16 protein-coding genes are annotated in these 16,347 nt (G+C 44.1%); 6 read left to right on the forward strand and 10 right to left on the reverse strand.

Annotated elements, in window-relative coordinates; translation table 11 throughout:
* Positions 1–13: 13 nt before the first annotated feature.
* The 3 genes from sigZ to BCU12_RS23375 all read left to right on the forward strand — a co-directional run bounded on the left by sigZ (position 14) and on the right by BCU12_RS23375 (position 1,202).
* Positions 14–553 carry an RNA polymerase sigma factor SigZ gene (sigZ, locus tag BCU12_RS22765; RefSeq protein ID WP_102407066.1) on the forward strand — a complete coding sequence of 180 codons (540 nt, stop codon included), beginning with the start codon at positions 14–16 and terminating at the stop codon, positions 551–553.
* Between the two features lie 132 nt (positions 554–685).
* Positions 686–1,018 (forward strand): PBPRA1643 family SWIM/SEC-C metal-binding motif protein, encoded by a 333-nt coding sequence (locus BCU12_RS22770; RefSeq protein ID WP_102407037.1) that lies wholly within the window; start codon positions 686–688, stop codon positions 1,016–1,018.
* A gap of 46 nt (positions 1,019–1,064) precedes the next feature.
* Positions 1,065–1,202, forward strand: coding sequence for a hypothetical protein (locus BCU12_RS23375; protein WP_157939902.1), 138 nt, complete (start codon positions 1,065–1,067; stop codon positions 1,200–1,202).
* 44 nt (positions 1,203–1,246) lie between these two features.
* On the opposite strand, the gene BCU12_RS22775 is transcribed toward BCU12_RS23375, so the two are convergent.
* Positions 1,247–1,684 (reverse strand): carboxymuconolactone decarboxylase family protein, encoded by a 438-nt coding sequence (locus tag BCU12_RS22775; protein WP_102407039.1) that lies wholly within the window; start codon positions 1,682–1,684, stop codon positions 1,247–1,249.
* A 127-nt stretch (positions 1,685–1,811) separates the two neighbouring features.
* On the opposite strand from BCU12_RS22775, the gene BCU12_RS22780 reads away from it, so the two are divergent.
* Together BCU12_RS22780 and BCU12_RS22785 are read left to right on the forward strand one after the other, a co-directional pair.
* On the forward strand, positions 1,812–2,762 hold the full coding sequence (locus BCU12_RS22780; RefSeq protein WP_102407040.1) for a LysR family transcriptional regulator: 951 nt from the start codon (positions 1,812–1,814) through the stop codon (positions 2,760–2,762).
* A gap of 143 nt (positions 2,763–2,905) precedes the next feature.
* Entirely contained in the window at positions 2,906–3,799 is an 894-nt protein-coding gene (locus tag BCU12_RS22785; RefSeq protein ID WP_102407042.1) for a homocysteine S-methyltransferase family protein, read from the forward strand.
* Positions 3,800–3,866: 67 nt separating this feature from the next.
* On the opposite strand, the gene BCU12_RS22790 is transcribed toward BCU12_RS22785, so the two are convergent.
* The 5 genes from BCU12_RS22790 to BCU12_RS22815 all read right to left on the reverse strand — a co-directional run bounded on the left by BCU12_RS22790 (position 3,867) and on the right by BCU12_RS22815 (position 9,832).
* Positions 3,867–4,142: a nitrogenase-stabilizing/protective protein NifW gene (locus tag BCU12_RS22790; protein WP_102407044.1), complete on the reverse strand. Its 276-nt coding sequence runs from the start codon at positions 4,140–4,142 to the stop codon at positions 3,867–3,869.
* 164 nt (positions 4,143–4,306) lie between these two features.
* Entirely contained in the window at positions 4,307–5,113 is an 807-nt protein-coding gene (locus BCU12_RS22795) for an SDR family NAD(P)-dependent oxidoreductase (protein WP_102407046.1), read from the reverse strand.
* Positions 5,114–5,411: 298 nt separating this feature from the next.
* Positions 5,412–6,326, reverse strand: a complete 915-nt coding sequence (locus BCU12_RS22805; protein WP_102407068.1) for a GNAT family N-acetyltransferase — start codon at positions 6,324–6,326, stop codon at positions 5,412–5,414.
* Positions 6,327–6,638: 312 nt separating this feature from the next.
* Positions 6,639–6,830 carry a pyrophosphatase gene (locus BCU12_RS22810; protein WP_241909900.1) on the reverse strand — a complete coding sequence of 64 codons (192 nt, stop codon included), beginning with the start codon at positions 6,828–6,830 and terminating at the stop codon, positions 6,639–6,641.
* A gap of 194 nt (positions 6,831–7,024) precedes the next feature.
* Entirely contained in the window at positions 7,025–9,832 is a 2,808-nt protein-coding gene (locus BCU12_RS22815) for a methyl-accepting chemotaxis protein (RefSeq protein WP_102407052.1), read from the reverse strand.
* Positions 9,833–10,466: 634 nt separating this feature from the next.
* Here BCU12_RS22815 and glgC point away from each other — a divergent pair.
* Entirely contained in the window at positions 10,467–11,711 is a 1,245-nt protein-coding gene (gene glgC / locus BCU12_RS22820) for a glucose-1-phosphate adenylyltransferase (protein WP_102407054.1), read from the forward strand.
* An 84-nt stretch (positions 11,712–11,795) separates the two neighbouring features.
* On the opposite strand, the gene BCU12_RS22825 is transcribed toward glgC, so the two are convergent.
* The 4 genes from BCU12_RS22825 to BCU12_RS22840 form a co-directional block, all read right to left on the reverse strand.
* A complete protein-coding gene (locus BCU12_RS22825; protein WP_102407056.1) occupies positions 11,796–12,332 on the reverse strand; it encodes a TetR/AcrR family transcriptional regulator in 537 nt (178 codons plus the stop codon).
* Positions 12,333–12,522: 190 nt separating this feature from the next.
* The gene (locus BCU12_RS22830) at positions 12,523–13,389 is read right to left on the reverse strand and encodes an AraC family transcriptional regulator (protein WP_102407058.1); all 867 of its coding nucleotides are present in this window, start codon (positions 13,387–13,389) and stop codon (positions 12,523–12,525) included.
* A 200-nt stretch (positions 13,390–13,589) separates the two neighbouring features.
* Positions 13,590–14,738, reverse strand: coding sequence for an L-threonine dehydrogenase (gene yiaY / locus BCU12_RS22835; RefSeq protein ID WP_102407060.1), 1,149 nt, complete (start codon positions 14,736–14,738; stop codon positions 13,590–13,592).
* A gap of 302 nt (positions 14,739–15,040) precedes the next feature.
* A complete protein-coding gene (locus BCU12_RS22840) occupies positions 15,041–15,586 on the reverse strand; it encodes a phosphatase PAP2 family protein (RefSeq protein WP_102407062.1) in 546 nt (181 codons plus the stop codon).
* Positions 15,587–16,347: the final 761 nt, after the last annotated feature.

Below are 16,347 nucleotides of genomic sequence, written 5' to 3' on the forward strand. Positions count from 1 at the left end.
GGAATACCATTACATGAACATTGATACTATTTGGTCAGAATATCGAAACAGCTTGAAGGGATTTCTGCATAAAAATGTCGCGAATCATGATGATGTGGATGACTTGCTGCAAGAGGTACTGATTAAAACGTACAACAAGTTAGATACCATAAAAGATAAGAGTAAGCTTAAGTCTTGGCTTTTTCAGATCGCGAATAACACCATCATCGACTTTTACCGAAAAAGTAAGCCGCATTCAGAACTACAAGATGAAACCGTTTGGCAAAGCGAACCCGAAGCCGTGATGGAAGAGCTGTCTGATTGTGTTGTGCCGTTCATTCAGGGCTTACCTGAAGAGCATGCCGCGTTGCTCACAGCCATTGAAATTGAGGGCATTCCTCAAAAAGAGTACGCCGAAAATAATGGCATCAAATACTCAACCCTTAAATCACGCGTTCAAAAGAGCCGTCAACTGCTGCACGGCTTGTTCAGTGAATGTTGCGAATTTTCGGTTGATGCACAAGGTAATGTCTTGGACTATCATCAGAAGCCAACACCTTGCTCTAAATGCTAGTTGAACCCAGAATCGATTCATTCATACGTTTCGTCCCTTTCGCTTGAGAGAGCATAATGTCGCTTTCACTCTCGATAGAACTGCGTATAATCCCTCGCTCAATATTGTTCCCTAGAAATTTGTGAGTCACTGATGTCAAAAATGTTCTTCAAAGGCCGAATCGAAACGCGCCAAAACCATGTTAAATCGGGCTATAACGTAAACCGTGACGTAAAGTTAGGAACAGAAGAAGCGCCTGTTTCTGTATTGGTCAGCAGCGAAGAACGTAAGACAGAGATTGAAACTTTGGTTACTGAACACGGCATCATTGCAGACATCACGGTTGATTCAACGAAAGATGAAAACACCGTCGAGCTTGATACTCTACTCAATAAGCCGAAACCAACAACATTTGAGAAGACACCGAACCGTAACGATCCTTGCTTGTGTGGCAGCGGCAAAAAATACAAGAAGTGCTGTGGCTAATCACAACGAACAATTTTAAGATCACCTTGCCATTGATTTGATAAGTATGACTGACACTCGTTTGCAGGCGTGGTCAACCAAGCTTCAATGGCAAAATGCGGAACGAGAAACGGCATTCGATGGTCTTGGTAAAACAAAAGGCATCGTAAAGATGCCTTTTTCAATTCAGTTAACTCTATTTTAAATCGCCCTATTTTCTTTGGCATTTTTTCTTCGGTGTATTGTAGATTAAGCGTGCGTCATGCCTGATGAAATCGCATAGCGGTTCCATGCATTGATCATAACAATCTGCATGATTATCTGCGCCAGCGCTTTTTCACCAAACAGCTGTTCACATTGTTGGTAGGTTTCATCGCTCACACCCGCGTTGGCTATTAACGTCATCTCATCCGTCAATGCCAGAAGGGCTTGTTCTTTTTGATCAAACAGTGGTGATTCTTTCCAAGCTGCAATGGCAAAAAGCTTTTTCTGCTCAATACCCACGCTCAACGCCTCTTCCGTATGCATGTCAATACAGTAAGCGCACTGGTTTATCATTGAAGCGCGCATTTTAATCAGTTGTCTCAACGGCTTATCCAGCCCAGATTGCTCTAGGTAACTCTCTATAGAAAGCATGGCAGTAAGGGCTTTAGGGTCTACTTTTGCAATATCTATTCGTTTACTCATATTCATCTTCCCCACTAAAAAGTTAATTAACCGCTTTGATGCGATGGATTCATTGTGCATAATTCGAATTAGTTAGTGAATACACGTTAAAATAAAATCAGTTTTGCATAAAACGCAAAGGTAAATTATGTTAGATCTCGTTCGAGTATTTGAACAAGTTATAGAGTCAGGAAGCTTTTCACAGGCAGGGAAAGCGCTTCATATGGCACCTTCCTCCGTGGCCAGAAACATTGATGCGCTAGAAATGCAATTGGAAACCACATTGTTTAAGCGCAGTACTCGACAACTCGTATTGACTGAGGAAGGCCAGTATTTCTACGAAAAATCCTCAAAATTACTCTACCACAGCGACCAACTCATCCATGAGATGCGAGGCAATAAAGTCCAGCCACAAGGGCCTTTGCGTATTTCTGTTTTTGATAGTTTTGGTAATTTGCAACTCGCACCACTGATCCCTAAATTTCTTAAGCTCTACCCAAACGTAAAAATAGAACTGGATATCAACAATAACCTCGTTGATCTCAATGCAGACAATATCGACATCGCAATACGTATCGGTAAGCCGAAAGACAGCCAATTAAAGGCTCGTAAGCTCTTGATCAATCATACGTTCGTAGTGGCAACACCAGAGTACCTAAACTCCCACGCTGAAATAGAAACCCCTGAAGATTTACAGGCTCACAACTGCCTATCCATCAGTCATGGCCGGCAAAGAAAGCACTGGTACTTCCAAAAAGGCAGTGAACAATCAGAGAGAAAACGTCGTGACACGAAGTCGCTAAAAGTCGCCGTTAATGGCAACTTTAATTCGAAGGGCGGATCACCCCTGCTTAGTGCAGCGTTAGCAGATTGCGGGGTGATTTTACTCTCTGAATGGATAATCAAACCGTACCTCGAAAGCAACCAATTAAAGCGAATACTCAGTAACTGGTCAGCAACGTATTACGAACATAGTAGCAGTGAGGTTTACGCGGTTTACAAAGGGGATCGTTACCCTAACCCGAATATCCGAGTGTTCATCGATTTCCTACTTGAGCACTTAAACGCAACAAGTGACACTGTCACCAGAAACACTTAGGTGAAATTTGCGGTCATCCACTTTTCATTCGCTATGGCGTCTCGACTACGCTTACTAAAGCTAGCCATTTAGGCAAAGCGACGAGTAGAATGTGCAGTAGAAAATTTAAAGATTAACGAAGACAAACGGTAAGGTAATAAAGCATGTTCACTCTTTATGATGGCGGTATGGGTCGAGAACTTAACAGAATGGGAGCGCCTTTTTCACAACCGTTGTGGAGCGCCCAGGCATTGATAGAATCTCCCCAGCATGTTGAACAAGCTCATCTCAATTTTATTCAATCGGGCTGTGATGTCATCACGGTGAACAGTTACGCATGCGTGCCTTTTCACTTGGGCGAACCTTTGTTTAAAGCGCGTGGTTTCGAGCTTGCCAAAAAAGCGGCAGAAATCGCACGAGAAATAGCCGACAAACACTCAAACGTCACGGTCGCCGGGGCTTTGCCACCTGCTTTAGGTTCATACAGACCCGATCTATTTGATGCGACACTCGCTAAGCCAATACTGAAAACACTGATCGATGCGCAAGAGTCTTTGATTGATATTTGGGTAGTGGAAACCATCAGTTCATTAGCAGAATTTAACTTGGTTCACTCCCTTCTCAGCGAGTCACCTAAACCTGTTTATTACGCTTTCACTCTGGTCGATGAGTTAGCCCTTCCAGCTAAGCTGCGTTCAGGTGAAGAAGTAAGAACAGTCATGGAAGCCGTCGCCAAAAGTAACGCCAAAGGCGTAATGTTCAATTGCTCTCGACCAGAAGTGATGAATGAGGCCATTTTGGACAGTAAATTAAGCTTCAAGAGTGTGAATGTTCAGATTGAGATAGGCGTGTACGCCAACGGCTTTACGCCAATTCAAGACGACCACCTTGCCAATGATGGGCTGTCAGCCATTCGTGACGACCTCTCTCCAAAACAGTATTTAGAATTTGCCAAAACTTGGCTAAATTCTGGAGCAACCATTATTGGCGGGTGCTGTGGCATTCACCCTGAACACATATCAGAGTTAAGCCGTTATAGAGATCAGGAAGGCAAGTAGAGCATTGATTGCTAAGTAGAGAGTTTGTTGATAAGTAAAAATTGGTTCGTAAGCGGGAATAAACCGTTCAACGACGCTGGCAGGTTGTACATCCTCGGCACGCTGAGCGAGAATGTTTATCAAGCCTGCCACGCTGTATCTTGCAATACGCATTTTTTAGCGCTCGACGGGCCGAAAACCAATCATCTGGTTTCTCTAGCAACAGATATCCATTGAACCGTTTCATTAAAGGAACACGATATTCGTCAATAAACTTGCTATCAAAGCCGATATCAAAGTAATCGAATGCTTGTTCAATAGAAGTAAATTCAGCAATTTTTTGTTGTATCTCGGCTTGGCTCATCGTGTTTTCTTATTAGCTTCTCGGTCACTAGTCTTTCTCTGCCGCAGTATAGCAAAAAGGCGAACCAGAATTGGAACGCCTTTTTTTTTCAATCGTCTCTGTCTAACTTTCTGACGGACTCGAGAGCACAGCTGTGAGCAATCGAGCCGCTAGTGTTTCATTATCTAGGTATGCTGCGTAATTAATCTGTCAATTGCATCAATCACTTGATTCACTTTCTGATCATTAAGAGCATCAGGGTGTGGCTGAGCAAAACTCTCTATATCGTTATCATAATATTGTCCGAAAGCATTGCTGAATTCATCTGACAAAGCCGCTCGCACTAAAATATCGGCGCCAAGTGATAAGTCGCCACCGCTAATACCATAGGCGTCCTTCACCATTTTACTTCCCAGCAACGACTTAGGGTTCACTGAAACCACAACGGGGCCTTTATCTTTGTATTCAAGCCCCAAAGAACGAGACCACATGGTTAACGCCAATTTACTTTGTGCGTAGGCATCTGAGTCGCCCAACGAACGCTGCCCTTCGAGTGCAGAACTGTTCACTGAAGCTTGAGCCGCTGAAGACAGGTTCACAATTCTCGCAGACCCCTTGAGCGTTGGTAATAGTGCTTTACTCAATAGGTAAGGAGCAATTGTATTAACCATAAAGCGAACATCTAAACCACTTTCGAGTTGCGCTGTCGGCACCTTGTAAACACCCGCATTGTTGATCAAGACATCTAAATCTCTGAACCGTTTCTGCAGGTCTTCAACCATTGCCTTGATGGCCGAAAAATCAGAAAGATCAGCCACAATCGAATCAACCTCTGTCGATGCATTGAGTACCGATAACTGCTCAACAACAGCAGCGACTTTGCTTGCTGAACGACCGTGAACGATAACGCGATGGTTGAGGTCAACCAAAGACTTTACGGTTTCAAGCCCAATACCGTCGGTTGCACCTGTCACTAGAATAGTTTTTTTCATTTGTGTCTCCGTAGCTTGGACAAAATCGCACTTTTTGTAAAAAGAGCGTTGCTCTTCAATAAGATTCTTTGCTTCAAAAAAGCGCTAATCATAAACAAAATAGCATGGCGGCTCTATGAACTCGCTGCGTGTATTTAAGACTCGGTACGCGCCTCGCGATAGCCACTCAATCATAGTGTACTGTGCGTTGCTCTGCTCGCTTTGCTCATGACATTCGTTTCGCGCTGCCTTATCCGTTTCAACAATATCCAAAATCGATAACAAACACATCGGTTTTCTTATCACAGTTAGAATGTCGTTAAACGACGTTTGGTATCTTCAACTTGCTCGTTTGAGTCTTGTGTTTCAGCTGAGTCTGGCTGATGCGCATAGGGGTGACAGGCATTCCATAGAAATCGACTTTGTCTCCTAATACCTCACCACCGAGATCCTTCACTATGTTCACTGTAGTATCGCGCGCATCAATCCAAACCGTGGTAGTCTCTTGCAGCATTTCGGCCAAAGAATTGTGCGCAAGAGCCTTACCAATCCCCAATCCTCGAAAGCGATGATCAACAACAAATCGACCCCAGTGCCACTCTTCTTGCTCTTGCCAGCAAGCGACAGCGCCCAATATGTATTCACCAGAGCGAGCAAGCCACCATTTTTGAGGCGTCTCTTCTGGTATTGGAACAAGGTGCTGAGGAATACTTTGCTCGCCTGAAAATGTGTCTTTAAGTAGGTTGTCTATCTCTGAGCGGTATTCCGGAGAAAGAGCTTCAACTTGAATTCTCGCTTTGTTCTTTACCGCGTTATTGCGAAAGGCACTCAAGCGCAAGGTTCTTAGGCCATCGATAGCGCCTCTGATTTGATCTTCGTTGAGCAAACCTAACAGCTGAGACATTTCATTATTGGCCGAGGTATCGGCCTCCTCTAACCTTTCTATCCCTTTTGCTTGAAGAGAAAAGTACTTTTGTCGTTTGTCATACTCGTGGCGTGCCGCCTCCACATACTCTTTTTCGACTAACGCATTAATGGTTCGACTCAATGAGGCTTTTTCAATACTTAGCTGGTTGCTCAGTTCAGAAAAGGATGTTCGACCGTTCTTTTTCAAATAAGTAAGGAGGTGAACTTGAGACAAGGAGAGCCCTGAGTTCAAACAATTTTTATCCAGTAACCCTAACTCGCGTACCAGATAACGTAGCTCGCTTCTAATCTCTTTGACTGACGACATAGACATCCCTTTTCAATACCGTTGATACAATCAACAATATTGCATTGCTAACGAAGTAAATCAATAGTCATTGATAGTATCAACAATGTTTGCATCCTGATTAAGAATGGAATAGAAGCAATGAGTGATCACGAAACGAGATTATGAGAGTGCTTATTTGTATGACTTACTACTTAATAGGTAGATCTAAAAGAGAGTAAAGAATTGTGTATGTAGGGGTGATGAATGAAATGGTTTTCTATTTTGAGGGGGTTTACATTGAATTGGAAAGTAACCTGCACGTCCTTGTGATGCGTCGGCTATTACTGGTAATTAACGCTTGTTAATAAAACGTTTAAAGAATGACGTCAGGCTACCAACACTTGGTGCATCAGGGATGTCGTTTACGAAGTTCATAAAACGTTGCTCTCTTGTTTTACAACCAGGTACCGTACCAGCAAGTACAGATTGAGCGTAGTTCACACGTTTGATAGTAACATCAGAGTTTAAAAATTCAGGTTTCATAATTTAATTCATTCCTCTTACACTGACTTAATTAGGCTAAAGACTCTAGCTCGTATTGTAATACAATTAAACATTGCAATACACTTTTTACGTCAGGTTTCTGTCGATTCTAATGAGGAAATAAATGGACGGTTGTAAACTTTTGTATGCAGTAAAAAACAGGGCCACGCTAGCCCTGTTTTTTCGTTAAACAATTAAACCTTAAACTGCAAGGTATGAGCGTTTAACTCTTCTGCCGATTGAGCCACCTCATGACTGGCACCTGCTAACTGTTCTGCACTTGCCGATGTCTGCAACGACATTTCACTGATGGTGGTCACGCTCTTGCTGACGGTATCTGTCACCGTTGCCTGCTCTTCGGCGGCGGTCGAAACCTGCTCCATTTGTGAGTTAATTTGATGAATGGCATCCAATATTTCCACAAAGTTCTGCTTGGTTTGATCAGAGAGTTCTGCCGTCATTTTTACTTGGTCTTCACAGCGCGCCATATTGTCGCTGGCGGAATCCGCGGCCTGCTGCACTGACGAGATCATCGTTTGAATTTCGGACGCTGACGTTTGTGTTCTTTGCGCCAAAGTTCTTACTTCATCAGCCACCACTGCAAATCCACGACCTGCGTTCCCCGCCCTAGCAGCTTCAATGGCTGCGTTCAACGCGAGTAAATTCGTTTGCTCTGCTATTTCCTGTATCACGACAAGTACATGACCAATTTCATTACTCTTCAACTGAAGCGTTTTCATGTCGTCATTAGTCGCAGCAACATCCGACACTAAGCTTGTTAGTGCTGAGCTGCCTTGCTCTAATGTCTGCTGACCCGCTTCGCTTTTGTCTTGTGCATATTTTGAGGTATGAGCCACATCACTTGTACTTCTTGCGACGTCTTGAATTGAAACAGTCATTTGCTCAATCGATGAGGCGACCAACTCCGTTTCACGATGCTGGGTTGTGACCGCTTGCGTGGTTTGCTCACTGGCAACGGATGTCTCTTCCGCTGTGGACGCTAGGCTTTGACTCGCTTGCAGTATCTGGGCAATCAATTGCTTCAAATTGTCCGACATCTCTCTTAACGAGCCATACAAACTATCCGCTGGGGCTTTCTCATCAAACTTATAGGTAAGATCGCCTTTTGCGACTTGCCGGGCCAGCAACATCATTTCTCTTGGCTCACCACCTAACGGCTTCTTAATGATACTGGCAAGGTACACAGCCAGTGAGACAGTCACCAACAAGGTGAAAAGCATCAAATAAACAATGTTATTTCGAATTTTGTAGACCGACGCGAACGCTTCGCTCTGATCGATCTCAGCAACCAATGCCCAACGAATGCCACCAATATCAAGAGGCGCATACGATGATAAAACCTGATTGCCATTGTAGTCGGTGATAATCTTAGAGCCACTCACGCCGCTAATCGCGTCTGTTGTCGCTTGGGTTCTCACCCCATTTTTCTCGACTGTGCCGGCGAAAGAAGCCGCGACGGAATGATCCGCTGGGTTTAGATAGGAATCCGAACGCATGAGATAGTCTGAGCCCACAAGGTAAGATTCTCCCGTCTCTCCCATGCCTTCTCGAAGCTGCATAACTGAATTGATCGCATCGAGTGACAATTGCAACGCGACAACCATGATGACGTCACCTTGAGCATTCAATATCGGTTTCGCGATAAACGCAGCAGGCGCGTCGCTCGACGGCGAGTATGGCGCAAAGTCGACAATCCCATATTTTTTAGTTCGCAATACATCTCGAACTAATTGGCCCAAATTACTTGAAGCATAAACGCCATCAACGAAGTTGGTTTGGTAGTCGGACTCTTTCGTCACGGTATAAAAAGCTTCACCACTCGGATCAATCAAAAACAGGTCATAATAGCCATAGCTTTCAATGTATTTGGCGTAGAACTCTAAACCTTGTTCATCTTTAGGAACAAACGCTTCGGTGACATCTTTCTCTGTAATGATTGCCCATTGGTGAGACTCATCGAGTTCAATCGGCTGCCACACCGATAACACCAAGTTACCATTGTAATCACTAATAATATTTGAGCCTGAGCCTTGGTTAAACACCGACTCAACCGCTTCGGTTTCAACACGTGTCGTGTTTTTGAAAGAAGCAGCAACGGAGTGGCCTTCAGGATCTAAACGAGAATCAGAACGCATCAGCTTGTCCGGTCCAATCAGGTAGGTTTCCCCTGTTTCTCCCATGCCTTGGGTTTGACTGGTGATCGCATTCACGCGGTCGATCGGAAACTGCAACGCAGCGTAACCGATCACTTCGTTATTCTGATTGGTAATAGCGGTAACAAAGAAGCCCGCTGGTGCATTATCAGAATAGTGATAAAGCGCAAAATCACCAAAGTGAACGGTTTCCTTGTCGGCACTCGCTTGGGCGCGACTAAACGCTTGCTCTAAACCCGTTCCCTTGATGTTGGTAGAGCGAACATTTTTGCCAAGATCACCCTCACGCGTGGAGGTATAGACAATGTCTCCATTTGGGTTGATTAGAAATGCGTCATACCAACCAAACTGCTGCTGGTATCTGTCTATTTCTGCCCCGTAATTGTCAGCAACGGTTCCCCATTGTCGACCACTGATGCGGCCGCCTTGCGCTTGATAGGCACGATCAAATTCCGTCATGACCATTTTCGTGGCGTAAGAATCGGCAAATAAACGCAAGCCTAGCTTAAGCTGTTTAATGTATTCGGTGACTTGATTGGATTGCGATTGATTGATCGCTTCGAGTTTACGAAACCCTTCGAGTTGGAGCGTATTCGCCACATCGACTAACACGTCCATGTCGCCTTCGCGCTCTTCAAAAAATGCGTTGATTTGAGATGACTTGATGCTTCTAACCGTATCAAGCTGATTATACGATCGCTCTGTTAGTGCGGTTTGAGTTAATAATACTGCGTTTAGCCCAAGAATAAGTGCTGGAACAACACCTATAAAGACAAGGGCGCCTATGATCAAACGTGAAAGCTTGATTCGACCTAACCACTGACTCATAAATATCCTTAATATTCTTCTTTTTTTATATCGCTTTGGGGAGGTCGTTATGCGGGATTTCTTGTCTAGTTTTTCTTTAATGCGCCATGTTATAGCGAAAAATGTAACAACAAGACAAAGAGTACAGAATCACCAATCCTCAAAGGCAAGGCACAAGATGACAATGATTCACGTTTTGAGACAATAGATGGACACATCCAGTTACAAAGGCATAAATTAATCGTATGTAAAACAAGATTTACAACAAAATATCATATGCTTTCAGATGAAAAGCCAGCCGATAGGAAGGCTTGTTAAATCAGTCTTGGCATAAGAATCTGAGTGAATACCCGCACTCATCCGTCGGTGTAACACGACCATTGATCCCACGAACAAACTTCCGCCAGCAGATGAAAGAAAGTAAGAACAAACCAACGAAAAGCGCATTTTTTCGACGGTGTACGGCACTCTTTCATTGCATCAAAATGGTGCAATGCAACACCTTTAACGCCCAATTCTAGGTCAGCGTTATTCGTCGAATTGCAAAAACCATGACGATACAAGGGCTTAATCTTTGGAACAGAATTTGTATTGTCTACTCTAGTTGAGCCAAATAAGTCGACCTTTTAATCCACACGCACAGGGAATGAGCATCATGCAAGAGACATTGACCGTAGTACTCGCCGGAGGCGTTGGATCACGTCTATCGCCATTAACCGATAACAGAGCAAAGCCTGCCGTGCCATTTGGCGGAAAGTTTAGAATCATCGACTTTACCCTCACCAATTGTCTTCACTCTGGATTAAGACGTATTTTAGTACTCACACAGTACAAGTCTCATTCCTTGCAAAAGCACCTGCGTGATGGCTGGTCGGTATTCAACCCTGAACTTGGCGAGTACATTACCGCAGTGCCACCTCAGATGCGCAAAGGCGATCAATGGTACAGCGGCACTGCAGATGCTATCTATCAAAACCTTTGGTTACTGTCTCGTAGCGAGGCTAAGTATGTGGTCGTATTGTCTGGTGACCATATCTACCGTATGGATTACGCACCTATGCTAAAACGCCATAAAGAGAGCGGCGCCGAGCTAACTATTGCGTGTATGAAAGTGCCCGTTCCAGAAGCGACAGAGTTTGGGGTCATGGCGATCGATGATGATAAGAAAATCGTGTCGTTTGAAGAGAAACCTAAACACCCAACCTCGATGCCAGATGACCCAGAGTGCAGTCTTGCTTCAATGGGGATCTACATTTTCACGACTCAGGCTCTGATTGAGACATTAGAGAAAGATGCACTCAACCCTGAATCAACGCATGATTTTGGGCATGACATTATTCCGAAACTCATCGAAAACAAAAAGGTGTATGCGCACCAGTTTGGTGGTGACCATGGGCGAGTCACTAAAGACGCCTACTGGCGCGATGTGGGCACGATTGATGCGTTCTATCAAGCGAATATGGATTTACTAAAGCCGATCCCGCCAATGGATTTGTACCAAAGGGATTGGGCTATTCGCACCTATGAGCGTCAACTGCCCCCCGCAAGAACCACCTCTTCGGCAACGGGAAACGAGGGGATCTTTATCAATTCACTGATTTCAAGTGGTGTCATTAACTCAGGCGGTTCTGTGCAGAACTCGGTGCTCTCCTCCAATGTAAGAATTGATGACGGTGCAACCATCGCCGACAGCATTTTATTCGATTATGTGCACGTGGGTGAAAACTGCCAACTCAAAAACTGCATCATTGATAAGCACGTACGCATACCGGCCTATACTGAAATCGGCATTAATCCGATTGAAGATGCGAAGCGATTTAGCATCTCAGAAAACGGAACTGTCGTTGTCCCTGAAAGTTATGTGTTTGAAAGCCAGAAATCCGAGAGCTGTGCAATTTAGAAGTGATGCGTTTGAGTACGTCTGTTCGTGTGAAATATGCTTTCACACTTGTTGTTTCGCTACGCATCTAAACAGACGTTCGGCTTACTCAGCAAGATTGAGAATCCAAGACGCTATCTCTTCGAGGGGCGTCTGCTTGCCATTAAGTAAACGCGCCATCAGACCGCCCATGAGCAATGCGTAGGCTTGTTTTGAATGCGACTCCCCCACAATATGGCCAAGTTCAGCCAGGAATGTTGCGTCCGCCATTTTAAGTAATTCATCGTTTGCAATATCGTCACTGTCGCGGTTCTTTATGTAGTCCAGAAGTACGGTCATTTCGCCTAGAAAACGGTTATCTAGAGCTTTCATGATGTGTAATAGAGCCTGCTCTTTACTTTCTGGTAATGGCGCACCCTCATCGATACCATACATCTCATGTGGCTCAAGAACGTGTTCTGTGGAGGCTTTAAATAGCGCTTCTTTACTCGGAAAATAATGATAAAGCGCACTTTTGGAAACGCCAAGCGCTTCCGCAATACCTCGCATACCCAGCCCATTGAACCCATGCTCTGAAAACACATTGACAGCTTTACTTGCCAGCTCTTTACGGTAGGCGTCTCGATCAACGATTTTTGGCACGCAATTTCCTCTCTAAAGTTAAAGTCCAATTGGACTATATTCAGTCACGTTTGAAATGTCCATGGGTAAAAGTCCACTGGTCGATAAAAACCGCAAGATGCCTCTTTTCACCGACAATGCAACGCTATGAAAGCGATCCTCTTCCTGAAACTCCGTATTTTACGAAAAAAGAGCCTTCTGGCTCCTTAATTTAGTGAAGATTCGCGGTTCGGCAGTGATGCTGTTGATACTGCTTTGGGGTTAAACCAAATTCAGCTTTAAACAAACGAATAAAGTGCGAGATATTATCGTAACCGACTTCCATTGCGGTATCGGTTACCGACGCGTTCCCCAACAACAATTTTGCCTGTTCTAACTTAAGGTCTTTCAAATATGCCTTGGGCGTTTTATCGGTCATCGCCTTGAAGCGCTGGCTGAAGTTAGACAAAGACATACCCACTTCTTCCGCCACATCAGACACTGACATCACCTTCCCAAGATCAGAGTTCATCATTCGCATGGCGCGACTAATGGGATGGTGCCCATGGTTACGAATAATCTCAAAACAGCCCTGTTGTTTCACAAGCTCGTAAACCATTTCCTGACTGTTCAAGTTCAGCAGAAACGGGATATTCTCATTATTATCATTCAGGATATCGAGTGTTCGATGGTGTAAGGCCCCCATACGGTTTGATACCTTGCTGCACTCAAATTGCTTATAATTCAACGTACTGATTGCATTGGACTCTAAACTGTCTGACACCTGCTGCAGAACACCGTCAATGATTCGATCGCTGAACTCATACACCAGTGCCTGAGTCGATTTGGGCATCGACATATGAACACTAGAATCCGGAGGCAATAGAACAAACTCATCTTTCTGGTATTGAAAACTCTGAGATTGGTTAACACTGACCTCTTTTGCCCCATTCAATATGGTGCAGAGTCGAGGTTGGTTGTAGGTGTGGTACTCGTCTTGGAAAAACTGGGGAAGCTCGTAATAGAGTAGGTTTATGTCGCTTGTGGTAATCGCGTATTCTCGTTCTGCTACTCGGCTGAAATTTTTTATTGTTTTCATAATGAATTCTAGTTGATAGCGATCAGCAAATTTCGATAATAGGGTTCGTAGGTCATGAATTCTATGATCTAGATTAGCTCCGCAACAAACAAAGCCCCCACTGCCATAACAGTGAGGGCTTTATCACGAGAGTCGAATCACTAGAGCGACTCACCTTCTCGTTTTCATCTGTACGCTTGTTTTAACAGACGCAGTTTTAATTACATCGCTTGAGCCAAAATGCCCACGATCTCTTCATGAGTCGCTTGTTTCGGGTTAGTGAAACCGCACGCATCTTTTAATGCATTCTCAGCAAGCACGTTAAAGTCATCCGCTTTTACGCCTAACTCTTCAAGGCCAGCAGGAATAGAAACATCGATAGACAACTGGCGAATAGCATCTAGCCCAGCTTCAGCCGCTTGTTCGTGACTCATGCCTTCAATATTAACGCCCATGGCTTTGGCAACATCAGCCAAACGTTCAGGGCTAACCTTTGCGTTATATTCTTGCACGTGTGGCAACAAAATTGCATTACAAACGCCGTGAGGAAGGTCATAGAAGCCGCCCAACTGATGCGCAATCGCATGAACGTAGCCAAGCGACGCATTATTAAACGCCATACCCGCCATGAATTGCGCGTAAGCCATATTGTCGCGCGCTTTGATATCATTACCATTATTGACCGCTTGGCGAAGGTTCGCTTGCACCATTTCTATCGCCTTAATCGCCACCGCGTCTGTCACGGGTGTCGCAGCAATCGAAACGTAGGCTTCTACCGCGTGAGTCAATGCATCCATCCCTGTGGCAGCGGTTAATGACGCTGGCTTTTCTAGCATCAGTTCTGGATCGTTCACCGACATGATTGGCGTAACATGCTTATCCACGATGGCCATCTTGATATGACGAGCTTCGTCGGTAATGATGCAGAAACGTGTCATCTCTGACGCAGTACCCGCCGTTGTATTGATCGCGATTAATGGTGCTTGTGGTTTCGCAGACTGGTCAAGGCCTTCATAGTCTTTGATTTCACCGCCATTCGTAGCCAGCAATGCAATGCCCTTCGCACAATCGTGTGGGGAGCCGCCGCCTAGTGAAATCACGCTGTCACAGTTGGACTTTTTGTACATAGCCAAACCATCGTTCACATTAACAATCGTCGGGTTCGGTTTGGTTTCATCATAAATGACGCAATCAACGCCCACTTCTTTCAGCAGCTTCGTGACTTTTGATACTAAGCCAATTTGCACCAATACATTGTCAGTGACGATCAGCGGTTTCTTGTAACCGTAAGATTGAATACTCGTGATTGCGTCTTTCAAACAACCTTCACCAATAACGTTGACAGCAGGAATGTAGAATGTGCTAGACATATTTTTGTCTCCAGATTTATGTAGTTATTCTGTTGAAGAAACACCCGAGGTCATCTCTTCCAATAACAACAAACTATCACCCTACTTTTTCCTCAACTAGCCGGAATTTTATAAAAATAGTCGGTTTTTAACTCCTACCACTAAATTAGTAGATTAGCGGTGCTTTCTTTGACATGTCGCAAGATTCTTAGCCGTTCGAAGAGGTGAAAAAATAGAAAAGCGCACTAGTAAAAAGGTTAGGTTTAGGTGCGCACTTAAGTGTAATTACGTTAAATCGAGCACTTCGACAACGACGGTTATGCTCAAAAACTCATACTTGCGTATAAACCGACTTCGTCACCGCTTACGTATGGTGCAAACATGATGCTAGTCATAGAGTAGCCCATTCTTGTTACTGCGTATTGGATACCAGTTGCTAGTGCAGCTCCTGCTGCTACATCACGCCAATAGTGCTTCTCAGATTGTACGCGTGAATAACCAACTACCGCTGACACACCGTAAGCAGGCAGACCATACTCCCAGCCGTAGCGGAACTGTAGGAAAGCCGCCCCTTGGGTTGCTGCTGATGTGTGACCAGAAGGGAATGAGTTATTTCCAGAACCATCTGGACGCTCTTCATCAACCATCCATTTTAGAGCATGTGTAGCCGATGATGTGTAAATAGCACCTTCCGCTAGCTGGAAAAACCCCTCTGTATCACTTTTCCATAGCGCGATTGCACCAGCAGTGACAGGCACACCTATTTGAGCAATGGTACCGAACTGGGTGAGATTCTCGTTTTCCGCATGAGCCATGAGAGGAAGTACAGATATGGCTACTAGAGCCGGTGCAATAAAAAATCTCGTCATGATGATTCCCATCATACTTAATTAATTGCAAATAATTACTAATATGAAGGGAGTCATCATAGTAATTAATTGTAATCAATTACTAATTTAATTCTTAATTACCAATAATGAAGAACAAACACCTTAAGATCCCACCGAAAGAGCTTAATCTTGATGTTCATTATGCCTATTATGTTAACGTGTGAGTTAGCCATCAAAAACAGCCGTCAAAACCTCTCAAACGCTCTTAACGAAGGATTTGGGTATTTAATCAAGGGCAATGCGCTTCTAGAGTGCTTTGTAAGTTTTCGACGCTTTCATAGCGATTTACAGGGCAAAAATCGGCGTAATCCTTTGAAGCAATAACTGCACATGATACACATTTTCATACTTTTTTAATTTTGGGTGTCAGATTAGTTGTATTTGGTCAAAACTCACCCAACCAAGAACGTAGGCTTTTTGACGAAACCAATAATGGGGTATTTCCGATTCAGAAAATGCCAACTGTAACGTTTCTAGACATTTCCGAGTTGGATATGTTTGTAGTGGTATTCACTTTAAAGATCGTTCCAACCCTTTCCGTTTCCTTTTTCAGATAGCCCCACTGCCTAGCTCCACGGAGCCTTATTCAGTTGGGGATTGGAAATCGACTCCGCTCATGATTCATTGCTAAGCTAAGACTGGATAACAAAGATCAAGCACCCTAGAAAAGGAATGATTTTCGTAAAAAGTAAAATTATTCGATTAAGATAGCGTTGAAGCTTACCATTAAAATCATATAT

Origin of the sequence: Vibrio sp. 10N.261.55.A7 (assembly GCF_002877365.1) — a bacterium.
Lineage (GTDB): Bacteria > Pseudomonadota > Gammaproteobacteria > Enterobacterales > Vibrionaceae > Vibrio.